A 15,560-nucleotide genomic window follows, 5' to 3' on the forward strand; every position below is an offset into this window, starting at 1 on the left:
TTCAAAAGCATAACTAAGTTAAATCAGGTCGCTCCACCGCTTATTCATGTTTTTTGCGCATATATTCAAAGTATTCTTCAGACTTCCCTTTTGGAATACTTAACGTTTGCCACTCTTTTCCCTTTAAAAGCTTTCCTATATAAACGATTTGACCGATATGAGAAGCGTAATGAACCATCTGACGCTCGATCGCATCAATCACGGTATGATTTTCACTTCGAATTAGAACATATTTGGTTAAATCTGCAGGCGTTAGAGCATTTAATGTATGGAAGAGAATTTCCCATCCTTCTTCCCACACCTCTATCAGTTCTTCTTTTGAAGAGAGGGTGTTTACAAATTCCTGGTCACGGTTTCGATTCGGTTTCTCCCCATCAGAAGTTAAAAAATCAATCCAGCGCGATTTCATATTTCCATTTAAATGTTTGACGAGCACGGCTATACTGTTACATTCTTCATTCATATGCCAATAAATTTCTTCTTCAGACAGCTGAGTAATTGTCTTTTCCCCAAGTTCCTTCACATTACGGAACCTCTCCTGAACGACTCTTAAATATTCTTTTTCAAAACTCATAAGAACCCCCTCTTTAATGATAAACTTCGACACTATCGATGAAGTTTCCTGCATGATCGATGGCTCATTAATGGAAATAACCAATCGGCTCTCATCCTCCTGATATAAAGCCCATAAGCTGATTAACTCGATATCATTTTTCTATATGTGATAGGATAAGAACATTGAATATTCTTACACATTACTTTTTTAGCGCTTTACCCCGTTGCACCATCAAACCTACATCATTATAATGAAAATATTACCTAGCATTGAGGAGGAACTGTGATTGCCTATCAACATTCCAAAGAACTTACCTGCGGGTGAGATCTTAGCTGACGAAAACATCTTTATCATGGACGAGCAGCGGGCGGTCACTCAAGACATCCGCCCTTTAAATATATTAATCTTAAATTTAATGCCTGAGAAACAGCGTACAGAAACGCAGCTGCTCCGCCTTCTTAGTAATTCTCCTTTACAAGTAAATGTGGAATTTCTACATACGGCCAGCTATGAGTCAAAAAATGTAAGCAAGTCACATTTAGACCAATTTTATAAAAACTTCGACCAAGTGAAAGATCATCGATACGATGGCATGATTATTACAGGAGCGCCGGTGGAAAAGTTAAAATTTGAAGAAGTCTATTATTGGAATGAATTAATGGAAATCATGGATTGGACAAAAACACACGTGACTTCAGTGATGCATATTTGCTGGGGTGCTCAGGCAGCCCTGTATTATCATTATGGCATTAAGAAATTTCCGCTCCACCAAAAACGTACAGGTGTGTTCACCCATGACTTGCTTCATCCGGATATTCAGCTCGTCAAAGGATGGGACGATGAGTTCCAAGCTCCCCATTCTCGTCATACAGATGTATCTGAAGAAGAAATTCTCGCTCATGATGACTTAATTCTTCTATCCACGTCTAAAGAAGCGGGACCATTTACGATTCAATCCAAAGATGGAAAACACGTAATGGTTACAGGGCACGTAGAGTACGACGCTGCAACACTTGGGGACGAATATCACAGAGATCGGAACAAAGGGCTTAAACCTGATATTCCATTTGATTACTATAAAGACAACGACCCTACGAAGAAACCATTGAATCGCTGGCGTTCGCACGCCTATTTGATGTTTTCTAATTGGCTCAACTACTATGTTTACCAGCAAACACCATACGCATGGAAATGACGAATCTTTAGCGAGTCAGCCCTTATATTCAAGGGCTGACTTATTTAGAACGCCATCGACTGCCACTATGATTAAACATTTTGCAACGTACTTCACTTAATTAGTAATAAAGAAGTGATGTTAAAAACGAATATTCGTAAAACGCCGAGCATGAGTGTATTAAAAATGCGAAGATTCCTCGCAGAAATGCACCCTTTGCTTTTAGAGGAAGCTGAGAACGTGCCCACGGAAAGCAAAAGTTTTTGATGGAGCGAGGGTGTGTAATCTCCTTAACATAAATAATCCGAACTGATTTTAATAAAATCGTTCGGATTATTTTATGCTTAATTCATTTTGTGCTGCTTGATTTTATAAAAATTACAAAATATCCAGTCTAGCTATTAAGGCCAATAATACTTGTAATAGAACTTGAGCGTTTACAGCAATATCCGTATCCGTTGTTGTTACTCGAACCCCGCGTGAATTCTCAATATACGTTTGCTGCTGGTTCACTTGAGTTGATTTAATCTTTTCATGAAGATCCTGCGTCACTTTGTCCGCAATTTCGCCGTCGGCAATAGAAATACTAACAATTAATGCAATCGCAGCCTGAAGTCCAATTTGAACGTTTAAAGCTGCTTGAGTATCCGTAGTGCTTACCTCTACATCACATGAATCTTTAATAATAATCGATTCAAACGATTGTTGTGTGGACTTAATGTTTTGTTCTGCTGATTGATTACTATCATCATTTGATAGTGGATGACACACTTTTGGATCGAGTGCATTCCACTTTTTAGGGCAGCTCTTTTTACTAATGTTATAAACAGGCTTTGTGTTAGAACACTTTGACATAATCCTGCCTCCCTTCTATCTTTATATACTTGTATATGCTGAAATCTCTTACTGGCGAAGGCGATCAACTACTATATAGTAGAATGGATAGAGTACCTATTTATCTTCCTTATCTTTTTGTTGAAGAGATTCCACATTTTGTTTCAATTCTTCAACCAGGCTTCGAAGCTGCTCCTTCTCTTCATTACTAAGATGATCCCCGTTTAATGCCACCTTGTGGCGTTTAAGCGTGGAACCTACAAGCATATCGATTAATTTTTCAGATGTTTTTTTAAAATTTCCGCTGTTCACCTATTTCACCCCCAAGCATTGTCTCTATTACCTTATGTACTTCTTTTACTAGGGGTAAGGGCTATTAATGGATCTATAAAAAATAAAGCTTACTCTAAGAACACAATCCACTAGTGTTCTGTTACTCTTTATTATGCTTTGCGTTTCATTCGACATAAAAAAGAAATGACGTCCCCTTAGGACGGTCATTTCTTTTCATTAAGCTGGATGGGTATTCGAATATTAACGGGAAGATAGCTATTAGGGTCTGTCTCTTCTAAACAACTGATAGTGTAATGCTAAAAGAAAGACCCTTCAAACTGAAATGCCGCTGAAAAACTAAAGGTGAATGAAAAATAGAATTTAAAAAGCGTCCTGCGTGGAATTTTATGTCCACACAGGACGCTTTTCTGCTAACTATTAAGAGATTTGCGCCTTCTATCCCATCATAAGTTTAACGATTTCGTTTCACATGAGCTGTGATTAAGCCAGACAACGTATAGAGGGATTCTAGAAGTAGAAAATTGAACATACCGATGGGTTTTAGATGGACCCCACAATGGGCATTTCGGGGATGATGCAAGCGGAACAGCGCGAGCCGAAGATCCATTGGGTCAAGTGATTTTCTCGACCAAGTTAGCCGAGGCCGTGCCCGCGGAAAGTATCCCCCGAAAAGCGATTCGTGAGGCTCTTTAAGATTAGATAGGACTTTTTCAGTGACATCCAAAATTGAATGGGTCTTTTTAAGTTAGCCCAATCTTGTTTATCCCTGAACTTCAATCTTTCAATCTATAAACATTCAAAAATAAACATTACTGGTGGAAATAGAGACATTTACCAATCGTTATAGGAGGATAATGTTCCTCATATATGTTAAGGTTGTTCCATGCCTTAAGCTAAGGAGAATACATGTGGACTTATTACCGTTTATGAAAAACGAAGGATATACCGAAGCACAATTTATTGATTCAGAAGGAAAAGGTTGCAGCTTCCTCTTTAAAGATATCCATTCGAATGAACAGTTGTTTCACAAACTAAGGATCTTGCCATCCTCTATTCAATATTTTCCTTTAGAACGCAACCCTTATATTCATTTTATTGAAAAAGAAAATTCCTTCAAATGCCATTTGTTTAAAGAATCATGATGGCATTCGCTATGGAAAAACGGCTGATCCTATAGATTAATCCAGCACGCACAGGAGAGCGAATATTTGAACAATTGCATTCTGCCCCCGTACCTGTCAAACTAAGAAAAGATTAATAAAATGAAAAGAACTGCAGGTGATCCTATGATCGAAGTAAGAACTTCTACAATTACAGATGATGAATCAGATAAAGGCGTTTTCGCCACACGTAATATTTCAAAGAACGAACTCATTCACGAAGCTCCTGTTCTTCCTTACCCTAATGAGGAGCATAAGCATATAGAGAAAACATACCTTGCTGATTATGCATTTGAGTACGGTGAGCACCATACAGCCTTTCTTTTAGGCTATGGCATGATGTTTAATCATTCGTATCAGCCAAATGCAGACTATAGAATTAATTTTGATAACAATTCGTTTGACTTCTATGCCTATACGGATATAAAAGAAGGCGAAGAAATCTTAATTAACTATAACGGTGAAATTAACAATGATGATCCTTTATGGTTTAACAAAGAGGAAGAAGAAAACGAAGAATAGCATTATTTCATCAAACCACCCGAGCTTTTTCGGGTGGTTTTTTTGTGCCTTGTTCCGCAGCATCTTTTTCTTCAATTTTAACTAACAGTAAATAATAGAAATACAGAACTCAGGAGCGTTAACCCGCACTTTTCTTTTGTTTCCCTTACAGCCGCAGCTCTTATCGACTCTCCTTCTTCTCCTTGCCCCCGTGGCATTTCCCTTTTGGTCAGATCATCATTCTATTTATATAGTTGAACATTTACATAGTTTATAACCAATTCTCACAAAAAACAAGCATCCTTAGCAGGGATGCTTGCCAGTGTTTACTATCTTAAAAATACGTGGTTGCCAATAATTGTAGTCACTTCTTGACTCTCTAAATAACTGCTATCTGCTTTGTCTGGATTATAGAAAAAGAGTGACTCTTGATCGTATCCTTGATAAGCAAATGCTTCATTCACTGCACGCTTTGACTCTTCACCAGCTGGTTGATTAATAGATCCGTTTAACACCGGGGAGAATTGATAGCCATCATGAATCACGTTATGAATCGTATCAGGAAAACGGTCACTTTCTACTCGGTTTAGCACAACAGTAGCTACAGCGACTTTTCCTTCATAGCTTTCCCCTTCTGCTTCAGCCTCTATTAAGCGAGCAAGAAGATCTTTTTCATAATCACTAGCTCCATCTGGAAGCTGCAATTCTTCACCTGTTTGAATGTCTGTGTTCGATTTCTCATTAAGCTCTTGGACTTGCTTGGCTGGTACACCATACTCCTTAGCGATCATATATAAAGAATCGCCCTCTTGGACGTTATGTGTGTTTGCATGGGCAGAACTTTGCGTCGGAAATGAAAAGGCAAGAGCACAAAAAGCTGCAATTCCGACCATTCCTACTTTCTTTAACACTTTGAATCTACCTCCTAAAATTTGATCTATTATAAGGTAACATAAGAGGTGTGTTTCTTTTACTATTAATTGTTTCCAGTGTTTCCAGTTACTTAAATTGTTTTACGATAAACTTTTCGAAAGATCTGTTAAACTGAATATTAAATCTATAAACGATGGAGGCTGAAATCATGAAAAAATGGGCGTTTGTTTCAGATTTTGATGGGACGATTTCTACGAAAGACTTTTACTGGATCATCATTGAGAAGTATTTTCCTGAAGGGAAGAACCTGTTTAAAAGATGGAAAGCAGGTGAGATGAAAGATATCGAGTTTTTAACGACCGTTTTTTCTTCGATCGATCAGGAAGAAGAGCAGATCATCGAAGAGATTCGCCAAATTCCTATTGATCCTTACGTCCCTGAGTTTATTTCAACGATTCAAAATAATGGCGGTGACTTTTACATATTGAGCGCAGGAACAGATTATTACATTCATCACATTTTAGAAAAATATAATATCCGGCAGGTGACCGTGCTTTCAAATGAGGGATACTATCAGGATAAAAATGTATATATGAATATAGATTCCAAGCATCGACATTTTTCCGAGCGGTATGGAATTGACAAATCACAAGTGATACAGGACCTTAAGAAAGAGTATGAAACGATTCATTTTGCCGGCGACAGCGAACCCGACTCTCATCCTGCGGTCTATGCGGACCTTACTTTTGCCAAAGGCGTATTACAGAATATTCTTGAAGAAAAGAACATCTCTTTTATTCCAGTAAAAGAATTCAAAGAAGTTGAATATGAATTAAAAAGAAAAGGATTTCTTTCTTCTGTACCAGCAAAAGACGAATAATCTTTCGAGCAATTTATGAACACTCCAGCAAAAATACGAGCATTTGAAGAGATTTATGTACAACTTCCACACTTTTGTAAATTTTTGGCCACTCATAACAGAAAGAATCCGCACGAATTTTCCGAAAAATGGGGAGCATCGTTAGTTTGTTAGAAGCTTTGTCGAATCTTGGAATATTTTCACGAAACTATTGATTTTCATTTGCAAAATTAGGATAATCGTTAACGTTGTTTGTTAAAAACCCATTGAAGGAGAATCATTATGAATAATCAAATCATAGAACCCCACTACAAATTAACGAAAGATATACAAGTAAAGAAAAAAGAGATGATAGAATTAGGTAACCGCTACGGTCTTACGGATAGAAGAACAGTCAAATGCAGTCAGCAGCTCGATCATTTGTTAAATAGGTTGGCTAATTAAAAGGACTGTCTCCTACATGAAGACAGTCCTTCCTATGCTTACCTGGGTTCAACAGCTTGTTTACCAAAGTAAAAAATACCGACAGCCCAGCCAATCAAGGCCATGACGAATGCAAATATTAAAAATGGTACCGCCCCTAGGGAATAGATAACCGGAACGGATAGAGCAGTCACTAACCCCCCACCTAAGAACGGTTCATAAATTAACTGTTTATAACCGAACGCTTCTAATGCCGGTGTCTCTACTTCCGGATCGACAATACGCATAAGCAGAAGACCAGTCGCCGTGATCCCCATTGACTGTCCAAAATCACCAATACTACGTTCAAACCAATACGTTGGAATCATCTTTTTAGCAAAAAGCTTAAAGGCTAACAGGTTCCAGCCAATACCTCCAACAGCTAATAACAAGAATGGTACAAAGAACTCACCAATTACAGATAATGAAATCGTACCTATTGCGGTCACGATTAAAATATCAAGAGACAACCCTTGGATTCTCATAACCATTCGGCGGTCAACTGTATTGAATCGGTCAAACTTATCAAGGAACATCTGAAGTAAAATACCTCCAACCATAGCCAGTGGGAATAAGGGAATATACGTCATTACATAAGTGTCTGTCATCGGCCCCCATGTAATCGCCTCTACTCCTATAAATGCTTGCTGTAAAGCATAGCCGATTAGGATCGCAATCCCTATCATAGCAAAATGAAAGGATAAGGGTTCAATCGATTCCTGACGCAGCGTCATCGTTCCAGCGGATTCACGATTTTCAAATTCACGAATGCCCAGCTTTTGTAGATCAGAGAATTTACTCTGTTTTTGTGCGATCTGTGTTTCTCCTTTACGAACAGCAATATTAATAAGTACAATCCCGAAAATCACTCCGGACAGCACCCCGATCGTAGCTAGTCCAATGGCAAGGTCATAGGCTTCAGGAAATCCTAAATCCTCAAACGTACCTTGCAGCCCGGCAGCCGTCCCATGGCCCCCTTCAAAACCAATCTCAATTAATGCGCCGGCCATCGGTGGTATATCGAAGAATGGCGTTAAAATTAAAAGTGCGATTAAGAGCCCAATGACGTACTGACCCCAGCCAATCGTCCATCCAAAAGCGAGCTGCGGCCCGCCGTTATGCCAAATTTTCTTTAAAGAAGGGGTGGTTTTTCCTAAAAAAAGTGAAGCGAAAATAACATTAATCATGAGTCCTGGTAATGCCTCCCACACTACAGTCATATTTTCTGTAAGAAGACCTGAGGACCAAAAAGAATCTTCCCCTGCCAGCGGTGCAAGAGCGTTACCCAACACTTGCGGTCCTAATAATAATGCTGCAAACCCTCCAATAATGGAACTGGGTAAAAACAGCGATTGAAATAATTTAACTTTTACGCGGATCAGCTTCCCTATGATTAAAAATACACCCATCACAAGAAGGCTGAAACCTATGACATCAGCAGACACGTGCCTTCCTCCTTTTTTGACGATACTTCGGTTTTCCCACGGTAAAGTGTATGTAAACGTAGAATCATTGACATCATTTGTCTATTGCTGTCATTTGTTGTAAAACAAAAAATGACGCAGCCTCCTCTAATTGAATAGGAAACCACGCCATTTTGTTGTCTTTTATTATATGTTTGTCTCACAGTTTATGTGTATAAATTATCATTCATTTCGTTTACATAGATGATGATAAGACAAACCAGCACTTGTTAACGGAAACCATAGGGCTTAGCTGAAGTATTTTTTCTATTCTACTTTCATTTCAAAACTTTCTTCCTGATCATCCCACTGCACGGTTACTTTAATCACATCGCCTTCTTCGATTCGCGTATCTCCCGCGGCGCTGCTTTCAGTAACGAAGTGTTTTTCAGTCGGTTCCCGATCAAATGTTCGAGATTCCTCACTACTGGAAGTCCCCGCATCATATCCAAAGGAAATTCTTTCTATCTTTCTAAGTTCTTCTACCCTCCCTTTATAGGCAACGATAAACTCTTTTTGCACAGTGTTGCTGTCCTTTGAAATGTTTAACGTCCCTTCCCAATGATTACTATCTCCAACAAACTTGTAGGTTTCCCCTCAAAAGCAGCCCGATGCAGTTAATAAAATGAATAGCGAGCAAGCTGTATAAAGACACATTTTAATGAAAGAAGTCTCCATAAAATCCCTCCTGCAAAGCCAACTTTAGTAATTATCCTTAAATAAAGTTTTAAGCCACTCCATTGATTGATCCTTTAATACGGAAACAAACTCCTGGCCTCGTCCAGTTGACTGCACAAAACAATAGTCTTCATCATCCGGGCATGCCAGCCACCGATCTTTCCGTTTATCTTCCACATTTAAATACGTAGGCCGATATTGATCTTCATTGAAGAACGAAGGTAGTTTCCAGATGCTCGGTTTGTTTTTATGAACAGGTGAAGAGAGCAGCAGATTCGAGTTTAATCTTGGAAAATAGCCGCATCCAGGAATATCAGCGTCATCAAATAACTTGTCAGATGCAATATATATTGTATTTTGATTCCTTTGGCTAAAGTCTTCATCTGAGCCATGAGGATGGTCTTCTTTTATATCGTGAGGTAATTCTGAGAGGTTATCTGAGGTGATGACTTTCCCAACTTTCAGCCAGCCATAAATAAAATAGGCTCCTTTATTCCATCCACCTTCAGGGTCAAGCGGGTGAAGCCGATTTTGAATAGGTTTAAATCGACTAAAAAATAAAAATACACTGCCTTCCTGCACGTGGTGATTGCGCAGGTGGCCGGCGGCTGCTTCTGCTTGTCCGAAAGCCCCAAATGCCGGCCCGTTTTCTAACCACGACGGGGATCCTAGAACCGGATCATAATGAGCATAAGAGCTGTGAATAATTTCACGGGCTTTTCTGCTGAAGTTTAAATGGTTATTATGAATAAGCTCTTTTAGATTATTCGCTTGAACCCCTTCTAAATAATTTGGTTTAAGGAGAAGATCCTCGTATTTATATCCATTATTATTTACAATGTCTCCAGGGATCGGAAGGACAATATATCTGCCGGTTTTGGGATCATAAGGAGAGTAGCCATGTCCAGCCGATGAGTCAAATCCCTTTCTGCTGAAGATGAGTTTATCCATGATGCGCCTCCTCTCTTTCTAATTTTAAAAATGAGAAATATCCCCCATAGAATAAAGGAAGAATAATAACCATATTCCATAAGATTTTTTGAGGAAAATTCAAATCCGCCTTACTATTAATAATTGCTGCAATGAAAAGTAATACGAAGATGCCTGCAAACCAAATAAATTGAGTTGATTTAGCTACGCGATTGATTTCTCCACAGTCAGGGCATTGAATGTTGTCCATTTTGGACGTCCTTATTTCTCGATAGGGAATGACCCAGCCGCAGGATTTACACCTTCTTTTTTCCTTAATGATAAACAACCTCCTTACACGTTCGTCAGGAGTTGTTTACCCTATTTTTCCAAAAGTCATTCTTTAATTATGAAAGCTATTAGAAGCAAAGGGCGTGCCATTACTAAAATTCGACTGAGTGAAGTAAGTCATGTTTAATTCATCATTGATCGGTTGGAGCTTCTCTACGATTTGATCGTCTAAGGTGAACGCTTCATTAAAATTTCCTTCTTGAATCGATGTTTCAATAATAATTAGATCCTGCTCTTTATTAAGCTTTACTTCTTCTACGGTTTCAAAATCTTTGGTTTCTTCTTCTACTGCATCTAAAAGTAAAGTCCATTCATCCTCTTCTTGCAGGGAACTTTCGAAGAATAAGAGCAAACCTGCCACAATCATAAGCGCTGCGACTATTTTATCGTTTCATTTGTACCGCCTCCCTACTAGAAGGTATGTCCAAAGTTGATTTCTTATTTTGTTCACAAGGAAGTTTCTTGTTTCTCGGTGTATTTTTTGTGATAATAGTAGGTATGATTAAGATCGCTTTATTTAAGGGGGACCTGTGGCATGACATTTGCAGGAGCTGAGGATAATATTAAAGTTTTTTCATTGAATTCAAATCGTGAACTTGCTGAGGAAATCGCTGATAATCTTGGTATAGACTTAGGGAAGTGTGCAGTAAATGAATTTAGTGACGGAGAATTACAGATTAATATAGAAGAAAGCGTTCGTGGATGCGATGTCTTCGTTATTCAGTCAACGAGCGAGTCCGTGAATGATCATATTATGGAACTGCTTATTATGATCGACGCACTTAAACGCGCTTCCGCTGCATCCATCAACGTAGTCATTCCATACTACGGCTACGCCCGCCAGGACCGTAAAGCACGTTCCAGAGAACCAATTACGGCCAAGCTGGTTGCTGATCTTATTGAAGAAGCTGGTGCTACCAGAATGATGTCCATCGACATACATGCGCCGCAAGTCCAGGGTTTCTTCAATATACCTGTTGATTTGCTGCTTGCAATGCCAATACTTACTGAATACTTTACGGAGAAAAACCTTGAGGACATTGTAGTGGTTTCACCCGATCACGGCAGCGTGAAGAGAGCTCGCCAAATGGCCGATCGATTGAAAACGCAGATCGCTATTATTGATAAGCGTGAGCCAAGAAAAGATTTCCCGGGTGAAACTAACATTGTCGGTGATATTGAAGGAAAAACGGCTATTCTCATGGACGACATTGTGGATACAGGAACAAGGATAACAAGCGGCACGAAAGCTCTATTAGAAAGAGGAGCGAAAGAAGTGTATGCATGCAGTACGCACCCTGTACTGTCTGGAGAAGCAATTAAAATAATTGATGACTCTCCTGTGAAAGAATTGATCGTTACGAACAGTATTCCATTAACAGATGAGAAACGAATCGATAAACTAACGCAGCTCACGATTGCTCCGCTCATTAGTGAAGCAATTAAGCGTGTGCACAACGAAGAACCTGTGAGTCCTTTATTTGATTAATTAAGAAAAGTGCCGTCTTCCTATAATAGGAAAGACGGCTTTCTTCATTTTATTTAGAAGCGTATGTAAATGAGCGAAAGTATAAGCTTATGAAAAGAGCGTATAAGCGGAAACAAAAAAGACAAAAGCTGCAATTGCGAAACCAGAGTATGCCCTGAAACTCTTTTTATCTTTCCCAAGCTCGATAGCTCCATCCATCAGCAATAAAAGTCCTACTGTAAAAAGCATTAATGAGGATAGTGAAGTATCCCCGGTTATTAATCCGTAACCGCCTAAAATGATGACCATTCCTGCTAGTCCAATTCTTAGTTTGCCGATAAGACCCCTCCTAAAGCCATTAACACCGCTAACACAGGTCCAACAATCACTGTCCCAATAACAAGTGACTTTAAAATATCGTACAGCAGCGGTTTTTCTTTATGAACTTCTAATTCATCGTTAGTCATTGCATCTAGTTTCCGATTGATTTCTCGTAATTCCTGTAAGATTTGCTCTTCTTTATACTCGTCCAAGACTTTATTTCCTCCTTTTACTGCACTTTTTTCCACTTATAGTATAGGGCGCTGCATCCAATAGCTATTAAAACCACCATAGAAAATCCATAAATTAAGGTTTTAATATGATATTCAATTGCATCGATACCGCTGGTTATAGAGGAAATCATAATAACAAATAATATCAGCATTAATAGAGAACGGCTCCGCATTTGGATTCCCCCTTTTAAATTCTTTACATTCTCCGCTTTCTTTTTCTAATAAACATTCCTATTAAAATAATAAATAGTAGAATCAATAATACGTAAATAATCTTCGCATATACGTCCATGTAATGAACGATCTCTTCCCAGGAAGCGCCGACGGAAGCCCCTAAATTCACGAGGACTACATTCCATATAAGCGTTCCTAACGTAGTAAGCGAAAGAAATGATGGCAGAGGCATGTTGGACATACCTGCTGGAATGGAGATTAAGCTTCTTATAAGAGGTACGAATCGACAAAAGAAAACCGTCCATGGACCGTACTTATCAAACCATTGATCTGCCCGGTAAACGTCGTTCCTCTTCAACCTCAGCAGGTGTCCCCATTTATCAACCATTTTTTCTAAACGGACCACGTCCAACTGTTGACCTATTCCATAGAGTACCAGCGCCCCGATTACTGAACCTGCGGTCGCAGCAATAACTACTCCAAATATACTCAAGGAAGATGTGGTCGTAACGAAGCCTCCAAACGTTAAAATAACTTCAGAGGGGATGGGCGGGAAAATGTTTTCTCCTGCAATCAATAATAAAATTCCTATGTAACCAAATTCATCAATGATTCCGATTAACCAATCTTCCATAATACTCTCCTTTATAGAAACAGGGTTTTGAAGCTTCTTCTTCTATTATATGTAGTACCTTTTCAGTCATATCTTCTTTTCCTTAATGTTAAGGTAACAGATTCAGAGATTGAAATGGTAACCATACCCAACTGTCTTAATTAAAATACTGCTTTATCTGCCTCCTGTTAACAAAACCCTCCTATATATACGAGCAGACCGCTATTTTGTTTCATATACCTTATGCTATTTCCCGCGTTTCTTAAAATATTGTTCAAGCCCTTCTCGCTCATATGTTTTAAAAAGCAGTTCTTCTTGGTCAAAAACTAAAATAACAGGCAACTCTTTAATCTCAAACTCTTCCTTATAGTCCACAACGTAATCCTCCTCGTATTTAATCCAACTTCCAAGAGGGGAGGGGTTTAAATTTTCAAGCATTTGCTCATCTAACTCACTTGGCATCATTCTGCCATCCTCATAGATAACAACGACTTTGAGTTTACCTTCTCTTTGAGATAGAACTTCTCCGTATTTCTCTTTATGCGTCATATCGAGAAGAACAACCTCTTCAGTCTTCCCCTTATATTTATATCGTGCAGGAGGGTTTACTAAAACCTTTTGCCCGTCTTTCATCTCTTCGATCGAAGCAGAAGAGCCATCTTCATAACGAAACACCGTATCACTAGAGTAGTTCCCTCTATATCAATACCCTTCATCGGTCCTAGGTTCTTCTAAATCACGCTTGGCCCATTCCGAAATATCGACTTCTATAAGCTGTTCCTTCTCATTCACTTTCAAAAAAGTTCCGATCATTTCCTCATCTTTATAATGAGAGTACGGATTTTTTTATCATCTGTAAAAGGAGGGTTTCCGCACGCCATTAAAGTTAAGAGAATGAAACCAGCAAATGGCTTTTTCATCAGGATCCTCCCTTCTTTTATTAAGTACTAGCTTTATCGTACCATTGTTTTCCAAAGTAAAAAAAGACCACCTTTTCATAGAGAAGGTGGTCTTTTGCCATTTATTTATTTGGTCCTTTTCCTTTATCTTTCCCTTTGCCCTTGCTGTTTTCAGGACCTTTCCCGTTATTATATTTGGCTGAGTTAGCAATTAATTCAATAATATCCGTATTGTCCATTACGCCTTCAAAGTCTTCGCTTCCAGCCCCCGTGGCAAATACAGGAACCATGTTGCCCGTGTGACCGCCTGTACCGCTTTCTGCACGAATGTCTGTGCTAACAGCTCCTACTTTGTAGTGGTCAGCTATTATCGAACCAACTTCCCAGCCGACACGATACTCAGCGTAAACTTCACCATCGTTATCCTCCACGTTTGTTAGGAATTCATCAACTTCTGCATCGGACAATTCAATATCTGCATGCTCGGCAAATACTTGTTTCACGCTGTCTACAGAGAATGTACCTGTTTCTTCATCAGTTTCCAGCTGCTGAGCTATGTATTCTGGAGAGACTTCAATGTCTTTTAATCCTTCCACATCCATAGGCTCCGTAGCAGACATTCCCATCGTTTCGTGGTCGGCTAATACAACGACCATCGTATCATCACGGTCTTCCGCCCAATTCACTACTTGCTCAACCGTACGATCAAATTCCATCGTTTCCTGCCAAACCCCAGTGGCATCAGCAGCATGTGCCGCATGGTCAATACGAGCTCCTTCCACCATTAAGAAAAAGCCATCATCATCTTGAGACAACACGTCCAACCCTTTATCAGTCATCGCTTCTAAGGTCGGCTCTTCGCTATTAAGTTCATCACGATCAGTTTTATAACTCATATATGAATCATTAAATAAGCCTAGCAGTTTATCAGGCGTACCTGATTCTTCAAGGCTGCTTTCATTTTCTACAACCTCATAGCCGGTCGATTTAAATTTTTCTACTAAATCATTCCCCTCCTGGTTGTCAGGACTAAAGTAATCGGCTCCCCCGCCTAGCAGCACATCGTATTGCTGATCAAGCATTTGGCGAGCAATCTCTTCCTGCCCGTCACGATCAGATACACTCGCCGTAAAGGCTGCCGGCGTGGCATCCGTTACTGTGTTCGTTGAAATAACGCCTACTTTTTTACCTTCGCTTTGATAAAGATCTAAGATACTGTCGACTTCTTCGCCTTCTGCATCAACACCGATACCGCCATTATACGTTTTATTCCCTGTTGCAATGGCAGTACCAGCGGCCCCTGAGTCGGTTACAAAATTATCATCTGAATATGTACGCATCATTCCAACATTTTCGAGAGATTCCATAAATAAGTCACCTGATTTTCCAGACTCTAGCAGTCTGGCTATTTCCATTTGACCGACGCCCATGCCGTCCCCTACCATCACGATCACATTCTTCGGTGATTTTTTATCAACTTCCAAGTTTGATTCTCGTTTTTCATCAGCGGTTATTGATAGAGGTGAGTGTTCTGATGTTAAGGCAAACATACTTCCGGAGAAGATCACGCCTGCAGCGAGTGTAGCGCTCACTTTCTTTTTGATCGACATATATTTCCCTCCACTGAATTTTTTGTAAAATTTTGAATACTAATTCAGTGTAAAGAGTTGGGAACGAAACCGTCAATGAACTTTTTAAAAAATGAGTCTATTTCCATAAAAGGAATTTATTTCTCCGT

The 15,560-nt window shown here is 39.3% G+C and carries 22 protein-coding genes; 6 read left to right on the plus strand and 16 right to left on the minus strand.

The features are described from left to right. Positions 1-40 precede the first annotated feature (40 nt). Positions 41-574: a DUF1572 family protein gene (locus ACGTNH_RS13590; RefSeq protein ID WP_394587707.1), complete on the minus strand. Its 534-nt coding sequence runs from the start codon at positions 572-574 to the stop codon at positions 41-43. Between the two features lie 268 nt (positions 575-842). Between ACGTNH_RS13590 and metA the strand changes: the two genes are divergently transcribed. Then, complete coding sequence (gene metA / locus ACGTNH_RS13595; protein WP_394587418.1) at positions 843-1,751, plus strand: homoserine O-acetyltransferase MetA; 909 nt, start codon at positions 843-845, stop codon at positions 1,749-1,751. A gap of 357 nt (positions 1,752-2,108) precedes the next feature. On the opposite strand, the gene ACGTNH_RS13600 is transcribed toward metA, so the two are convergent. After that, positions 2,109-2,585, minus strand: a complete 477-nt coding sequence (locus tag ACGTNH_RS13600) for a spore coat protein (protein ID WP_394587419.1) — start codon at positions 2,583-2,585, stop codon at positions 2,109-2,111. Between the two features lie 96 nt (positions 2,586-2,681). Beyond that, on the minus strand, positions 2,682-2,876 hold the full coding sequence (locus tag ACGTNH_RS13605; protein ID WP_394587420.1) for a hypothetical protein: 195 nt from the start codon (positions 2,874-2,876) through the stop codon (positions 2,682-2,684). A gap of 890 nt (positions 2,877-3,766) precedes the next feature. Between ACGTNH_RS13605 and ACGTNH_RS13610 the strand changes: the two genes are divergently transcribed. After that, positions 3,767-4,000 (plus strand): hypothetical protein, encoded by a 234-nt coding sequence (locus ACGTNH_RS13610; RefSeq protein WP_394587421.1) that lies wholly within the window; start codon positions 3,767-3,769, stop codon positions 3,998-4,000. Between the two features lie 144 nt (positions 4,001-4,144). Then, positions 4,145-4,540 (plus strand): SET domain-containing protein, encoded by a 396-nt coding sequence (locus ACGTNH_RS13615; protein WP_394587708.1) that lies wholly within the window; start codon positions 4,145-4,147, stop codon positions 4,538-4,540. Between the two features lie 77 nt (positions 4,541-4,617). Here the strand turns inward: ACGTNH_RS13615 and ACGTNH_RS13620 are convergent, their stop codons facing one another. Further along, positions 4,618-4,737 carry an NUDIX domain-containing protein gene (locus ACGTNH_RS13620; RefSeq protein ID WP_394587422.1) on the minus strand — a complete coding sequence of 40 codons (120 nt, stop codon included), beginning with the start codon at positions 4,735-4,737 and terminating at the stop codon, positions 4,618-4,620. Positions 4,738-4,848: 111 nt separating this feature from the next. Next, positions 4,849-5,430 carry a cell wall hydrolase gene (locus ACGTNH_RS13625; RefSeq protein WP_394587423.1) on the minus strand — a complete coding sequence of 194 codons (582 nt, stop codon included), beginning with the start codon at positions 5,428-5,430 and terminating at the stop codon, positions 4,849-4,851. Between the two features lie 170 nt (positions 5,431-5,600). Here ACGTNH_RS13625 and ACGTNH_RS13630 point away from each other — a divergent pair, with 170 nt between their 5' ends. Both ACGTNH_RS13630 and ACGTNH_RS13635 read left to right on the plus strand, forming a co-directional pair. Beyond that, positions 5,601-6,272 (plus strand): MtnX-like HAD-IB family phosphatase, encoded by a 672-nt coding sequence (locus ACGTNH_RS13630; protein WP_394587425.1) that lies wholly within the window; start codon positions 5,601-5,603, stop codon positions 6,270-6,272. Positions 6,273-6,533: 261 nt separating this feature from the next. After that, positions 6,534-6,695 (plus strand): aspartyl-phosphate phosphatase Spo0E family protein, encoded by a 162-nt coding sequence (locus tag ACGTNH_RS13635; RefSeq protein WP_394587426.1) that lies wholly within the window; start codon positions 6,534-6,536, stop codon positions 6,693-6,695. 38 nt (positions 6,696-6,733) lie between these two features. On the opposite strand, the gene ACGTNH_RS13640 is transcribed toward ACGTNH_RS13635, so the two are convergent. The 5 genes from ACGTNH_RS13640 to ACGTNH_RS13660 all read right to left on the minus strand — a co-directional run bounded on the left by ACGTNH_RS13640 (position 6,734) and on the right by ACGTNH_RS13660 (position 10,475). Beyond that, complete coding sequence (locus ACGTNH_RS13640) at positions 6,734-8,158, minus strand: sodium/glutamate symporter (protein WP_394587427.1); 1,425 nt, start codon at positions 8,156-8,158, stop codon at positions 6,734-6,736. A gap of 285 nt (positions 8,159-8,443) precedes the next feature. Continuing rightward, positions 8,444-8,698, minus strand: a complete 255-nt coding sequence (locus ACGTNH_RS13645) for a hypothetical protein (RefSeq protein WP_394587428.1) — start codon at positions 8,696-8,698, stop codon at positions 8,444-8,446. A 180-nt stretch (positions 8,699-8,878) separates the two neighbouring features. Next, positions 8,879-9,805: an Nmad3 family putative nucleotide modification protein gene (locus tag ACGTNH_RS13650; protein WP_394587429.1), complete on the minus strand. Its 927-nt coding sequence runs from the start codon at positions 9,803-9,805 to the stop codon at positions 8,879-8,881. Beyond that, entirely contained in the window at positions 9,798-10,034 is a 237-nt protein-coding gene (locus ACGTNH_RS13655) for a hypothetical protein (protein WP_394587430.1), read from the minus strand. Before ACGTNH_RS13655 ends, ACGTNH_RS13650 begins: the two co-directional genes overlap by 8 nt. 132 nt (positions 10,035-10,166) lie before the next feature. Next, positions 10,167-10,475: a hypothetical protein gene (locus tag ACGTNH_RS13660; protein WP_394587431.1), complete on the minus strand. Its 309-nt coding sequence runs from the start codon at positions 10,473-10,475 to the stop codon at positions 10,167-10,169. A 174-nt stretch (positions 10,476-10,649) separates the two neighbouring features. Here ACGTNH_RS13660 and ACGTNH_RS13665 point away from each other — a divergent pair, with 174 nt between their 5' ends. Beyond that, positions 10,650-11,603, plus strand: a complete 954-nt coding sequence (locus tag ACGTNH_RS13665) for a ribose-phosphate diphosphokinase (RefSeq protein WP_394587432.1) — start codon at positions 10,650-10,652, stop codon at positions 11,601-11,603. Between the two features lie 87 nt (positions 11,604-11,690). On the opposite strand, the gene ACGTNH_RS13670 is transcribed toward ACGTNH_RS13665, so the two are convergent. From ACGTNH_RS13670 to ACGTNH_RS13695, 6 genes are all read right to left on the minus strand, one after another. Beyond that, entirely contained in the window at positions 11,691-11,891 is a 201-nt protein-coding gene (locus ACGTNH_RS13670; RefSeq protein WP_394587433.1) for a hypothetical protein, read from the minus strand. 17 nt (positions 11,892-11,908) lie between these two features. Further along, entirely contained in the window at positions 11,909-12,115 is a 207-nt protein-coding gene (locus ACGTNH_RS13675; protein WP_394587434.1) for a hypothetical protein, read from the minus strand. Between the two features lie 17 nt (positions 12,116-12,132). Next, a complete protein-coding gene (locus ACGTNH_RS13680) occupies positions 12,133-12,309 on the minus strand; it encodes a hypothetical protein (protein WP_394587435.1) in 177 nt (58 codons plus the stop codon). Positions 12,310-12,332: 23 nt separating this feature from the next. Then, positions 12,333-12,944, minus strand: coding sequence for a DedA family protein (locus ACGTNH_RS13685; RefSeq protein ID WP_394587436.1), 612 nt, complete (start codon positions 12,942-12,944; stop codon positions 12,333-12,335). 225 nt (positions 12,945-13,169) lie between these two features. Continuing rightward, positions 13,170-13,598, minus strand: coding sequence for a hypothetical protein (locus ACGTNH_RS13690; protein ID WP_394587437.1), 429 nt, complete (start codon positions 13,596-13,598; stop codon positions 13,170-13,172). A gap of 346 nt (positions 13,599-13,944) precedes the next feature. Beyond that, the gene (locus ACGTNH_RS13695) at positions 13,945-15,432 is read right to left on the minus strand and encodes an alkaline phosphatase (RefSeq protein WP_394587438.1); all 1,488 of its coding nucleotides are present in this window, start codon (positions 15,430-15,432) and stop codon (positions 13,945-13,947) included. Between the last annotated feature and the right edge of the window lie 128 nt (positions 15,433-15,560).

This window comes from Halobacillus sp. B23F22_1, assembly GCF_043497005.1.
In the GTDB taxonomy this organism is placed as follows: Bacteria; Bacillota; Bacilli; order Bacillales; family Halobacillaceae; genus Halobacillus_A.

What these genes read in the sequence shown, in the direction of transcription:
- ACGTNH_RS13590 (WP_394587707.1), bottom strand. Translation starts at nt 574, where the DNA reads ATGAGTTTTGAAAAAGAATATTTAAGAGTCGTTCAGGAGAGGTTCCGT.
- ACGTNH_RS13600 (WP_394587419.1), bottom strand. Translation starts at nt 2,585, where the DNA reads ATGTCAAAGTGTTCTAACACAAAGCCTGTTTATAACATTAGTAAAAAG.
- ACGTNH_RS13615 (WP_394587708.1), top strand. Translation starts at nt 4,145, where the DNA reads ATGATCGAAGTAAGAACTTCTACAATTACAGATGATGAATCAGATAAA.
- ACGTNH_RS13620 (WP_394587422.1), bottom strand. Translation starts at nt 4,737, where the DNA reads ATGCCACGGGGGCAAGGAGAAGAAGGAGAGTCGATAAGAGCTGCGGCT.
- ACGTNH_RS13630 (WP_394587425.1), top strand. Translation starts at nt 5,601, where the DNA reads ATGAAAAAATGGGCGTTTGTTTCAGATTTTGATGGGACGATTTCTACG.
- ACGTNH_RS13635 (WP_394587426.1), top strand. Translation starts at nt 6,534, where the DNA reads ATGAATAATCAAATCATAGAACCCCACTACAAATTAACGAAAGATATA.
- ACGTNH_RS13650 (WP_394587429.1), bottom strand. Translation starts at nt 9,805, where the DNA reads ATGGATAAACTCATCTTCAGCAGAAAGGGATTTGACTCATCGGCTGGA.
- ACGTNH_RS13655 (WP_394587430.1), bottom strand. Translation starts at nt 10,034, where the DNA reads ATGGACAACATTCAATGCCCTGACTGTGGAGAAATCAATCGCGTAGCT.
- ACGTNH_RS13665 (WP_394587432.1), top strand. Translation starts at nt 10,650, where the DNA reads ATGACATTTGCAGGAGCTGAGGATAATATTAAAGTTTTTTCATTGAAT.
- ACGTNH_RS13670 (WP_394587433.1), bottom strand. Translation starts at nt 11,891, where the DNA reads ATGGTCATCATTTTAGGCGGTTACGGATTAATAACCGGGGATACTTCA.
- ACGTNH_RS13680 (WP_394587435.1), bottom strand. Translation starts at nt 12,309, where the DNA reads ATGCGGAGCCGTTCTCTATTAATGCTGATATTATTTGTTATTATGATT.
- ACGTNH_RS13685 (WP_394587436.1), bottom strand. Translation starts at nt 12,944, where the DNA reads ATGGAAGATTGGTTAATCGGAATCATTGATGAATTTGGTTACATAGGA.
- ACGTNH_RS13695 (WP_394587438.1), bottom strand. Translation starts at nt 15,432, where the DNA reads ATGTCGATCAAAAAGAAAGTGAGCGCTACACTCGCTGCAGGCGTGATC.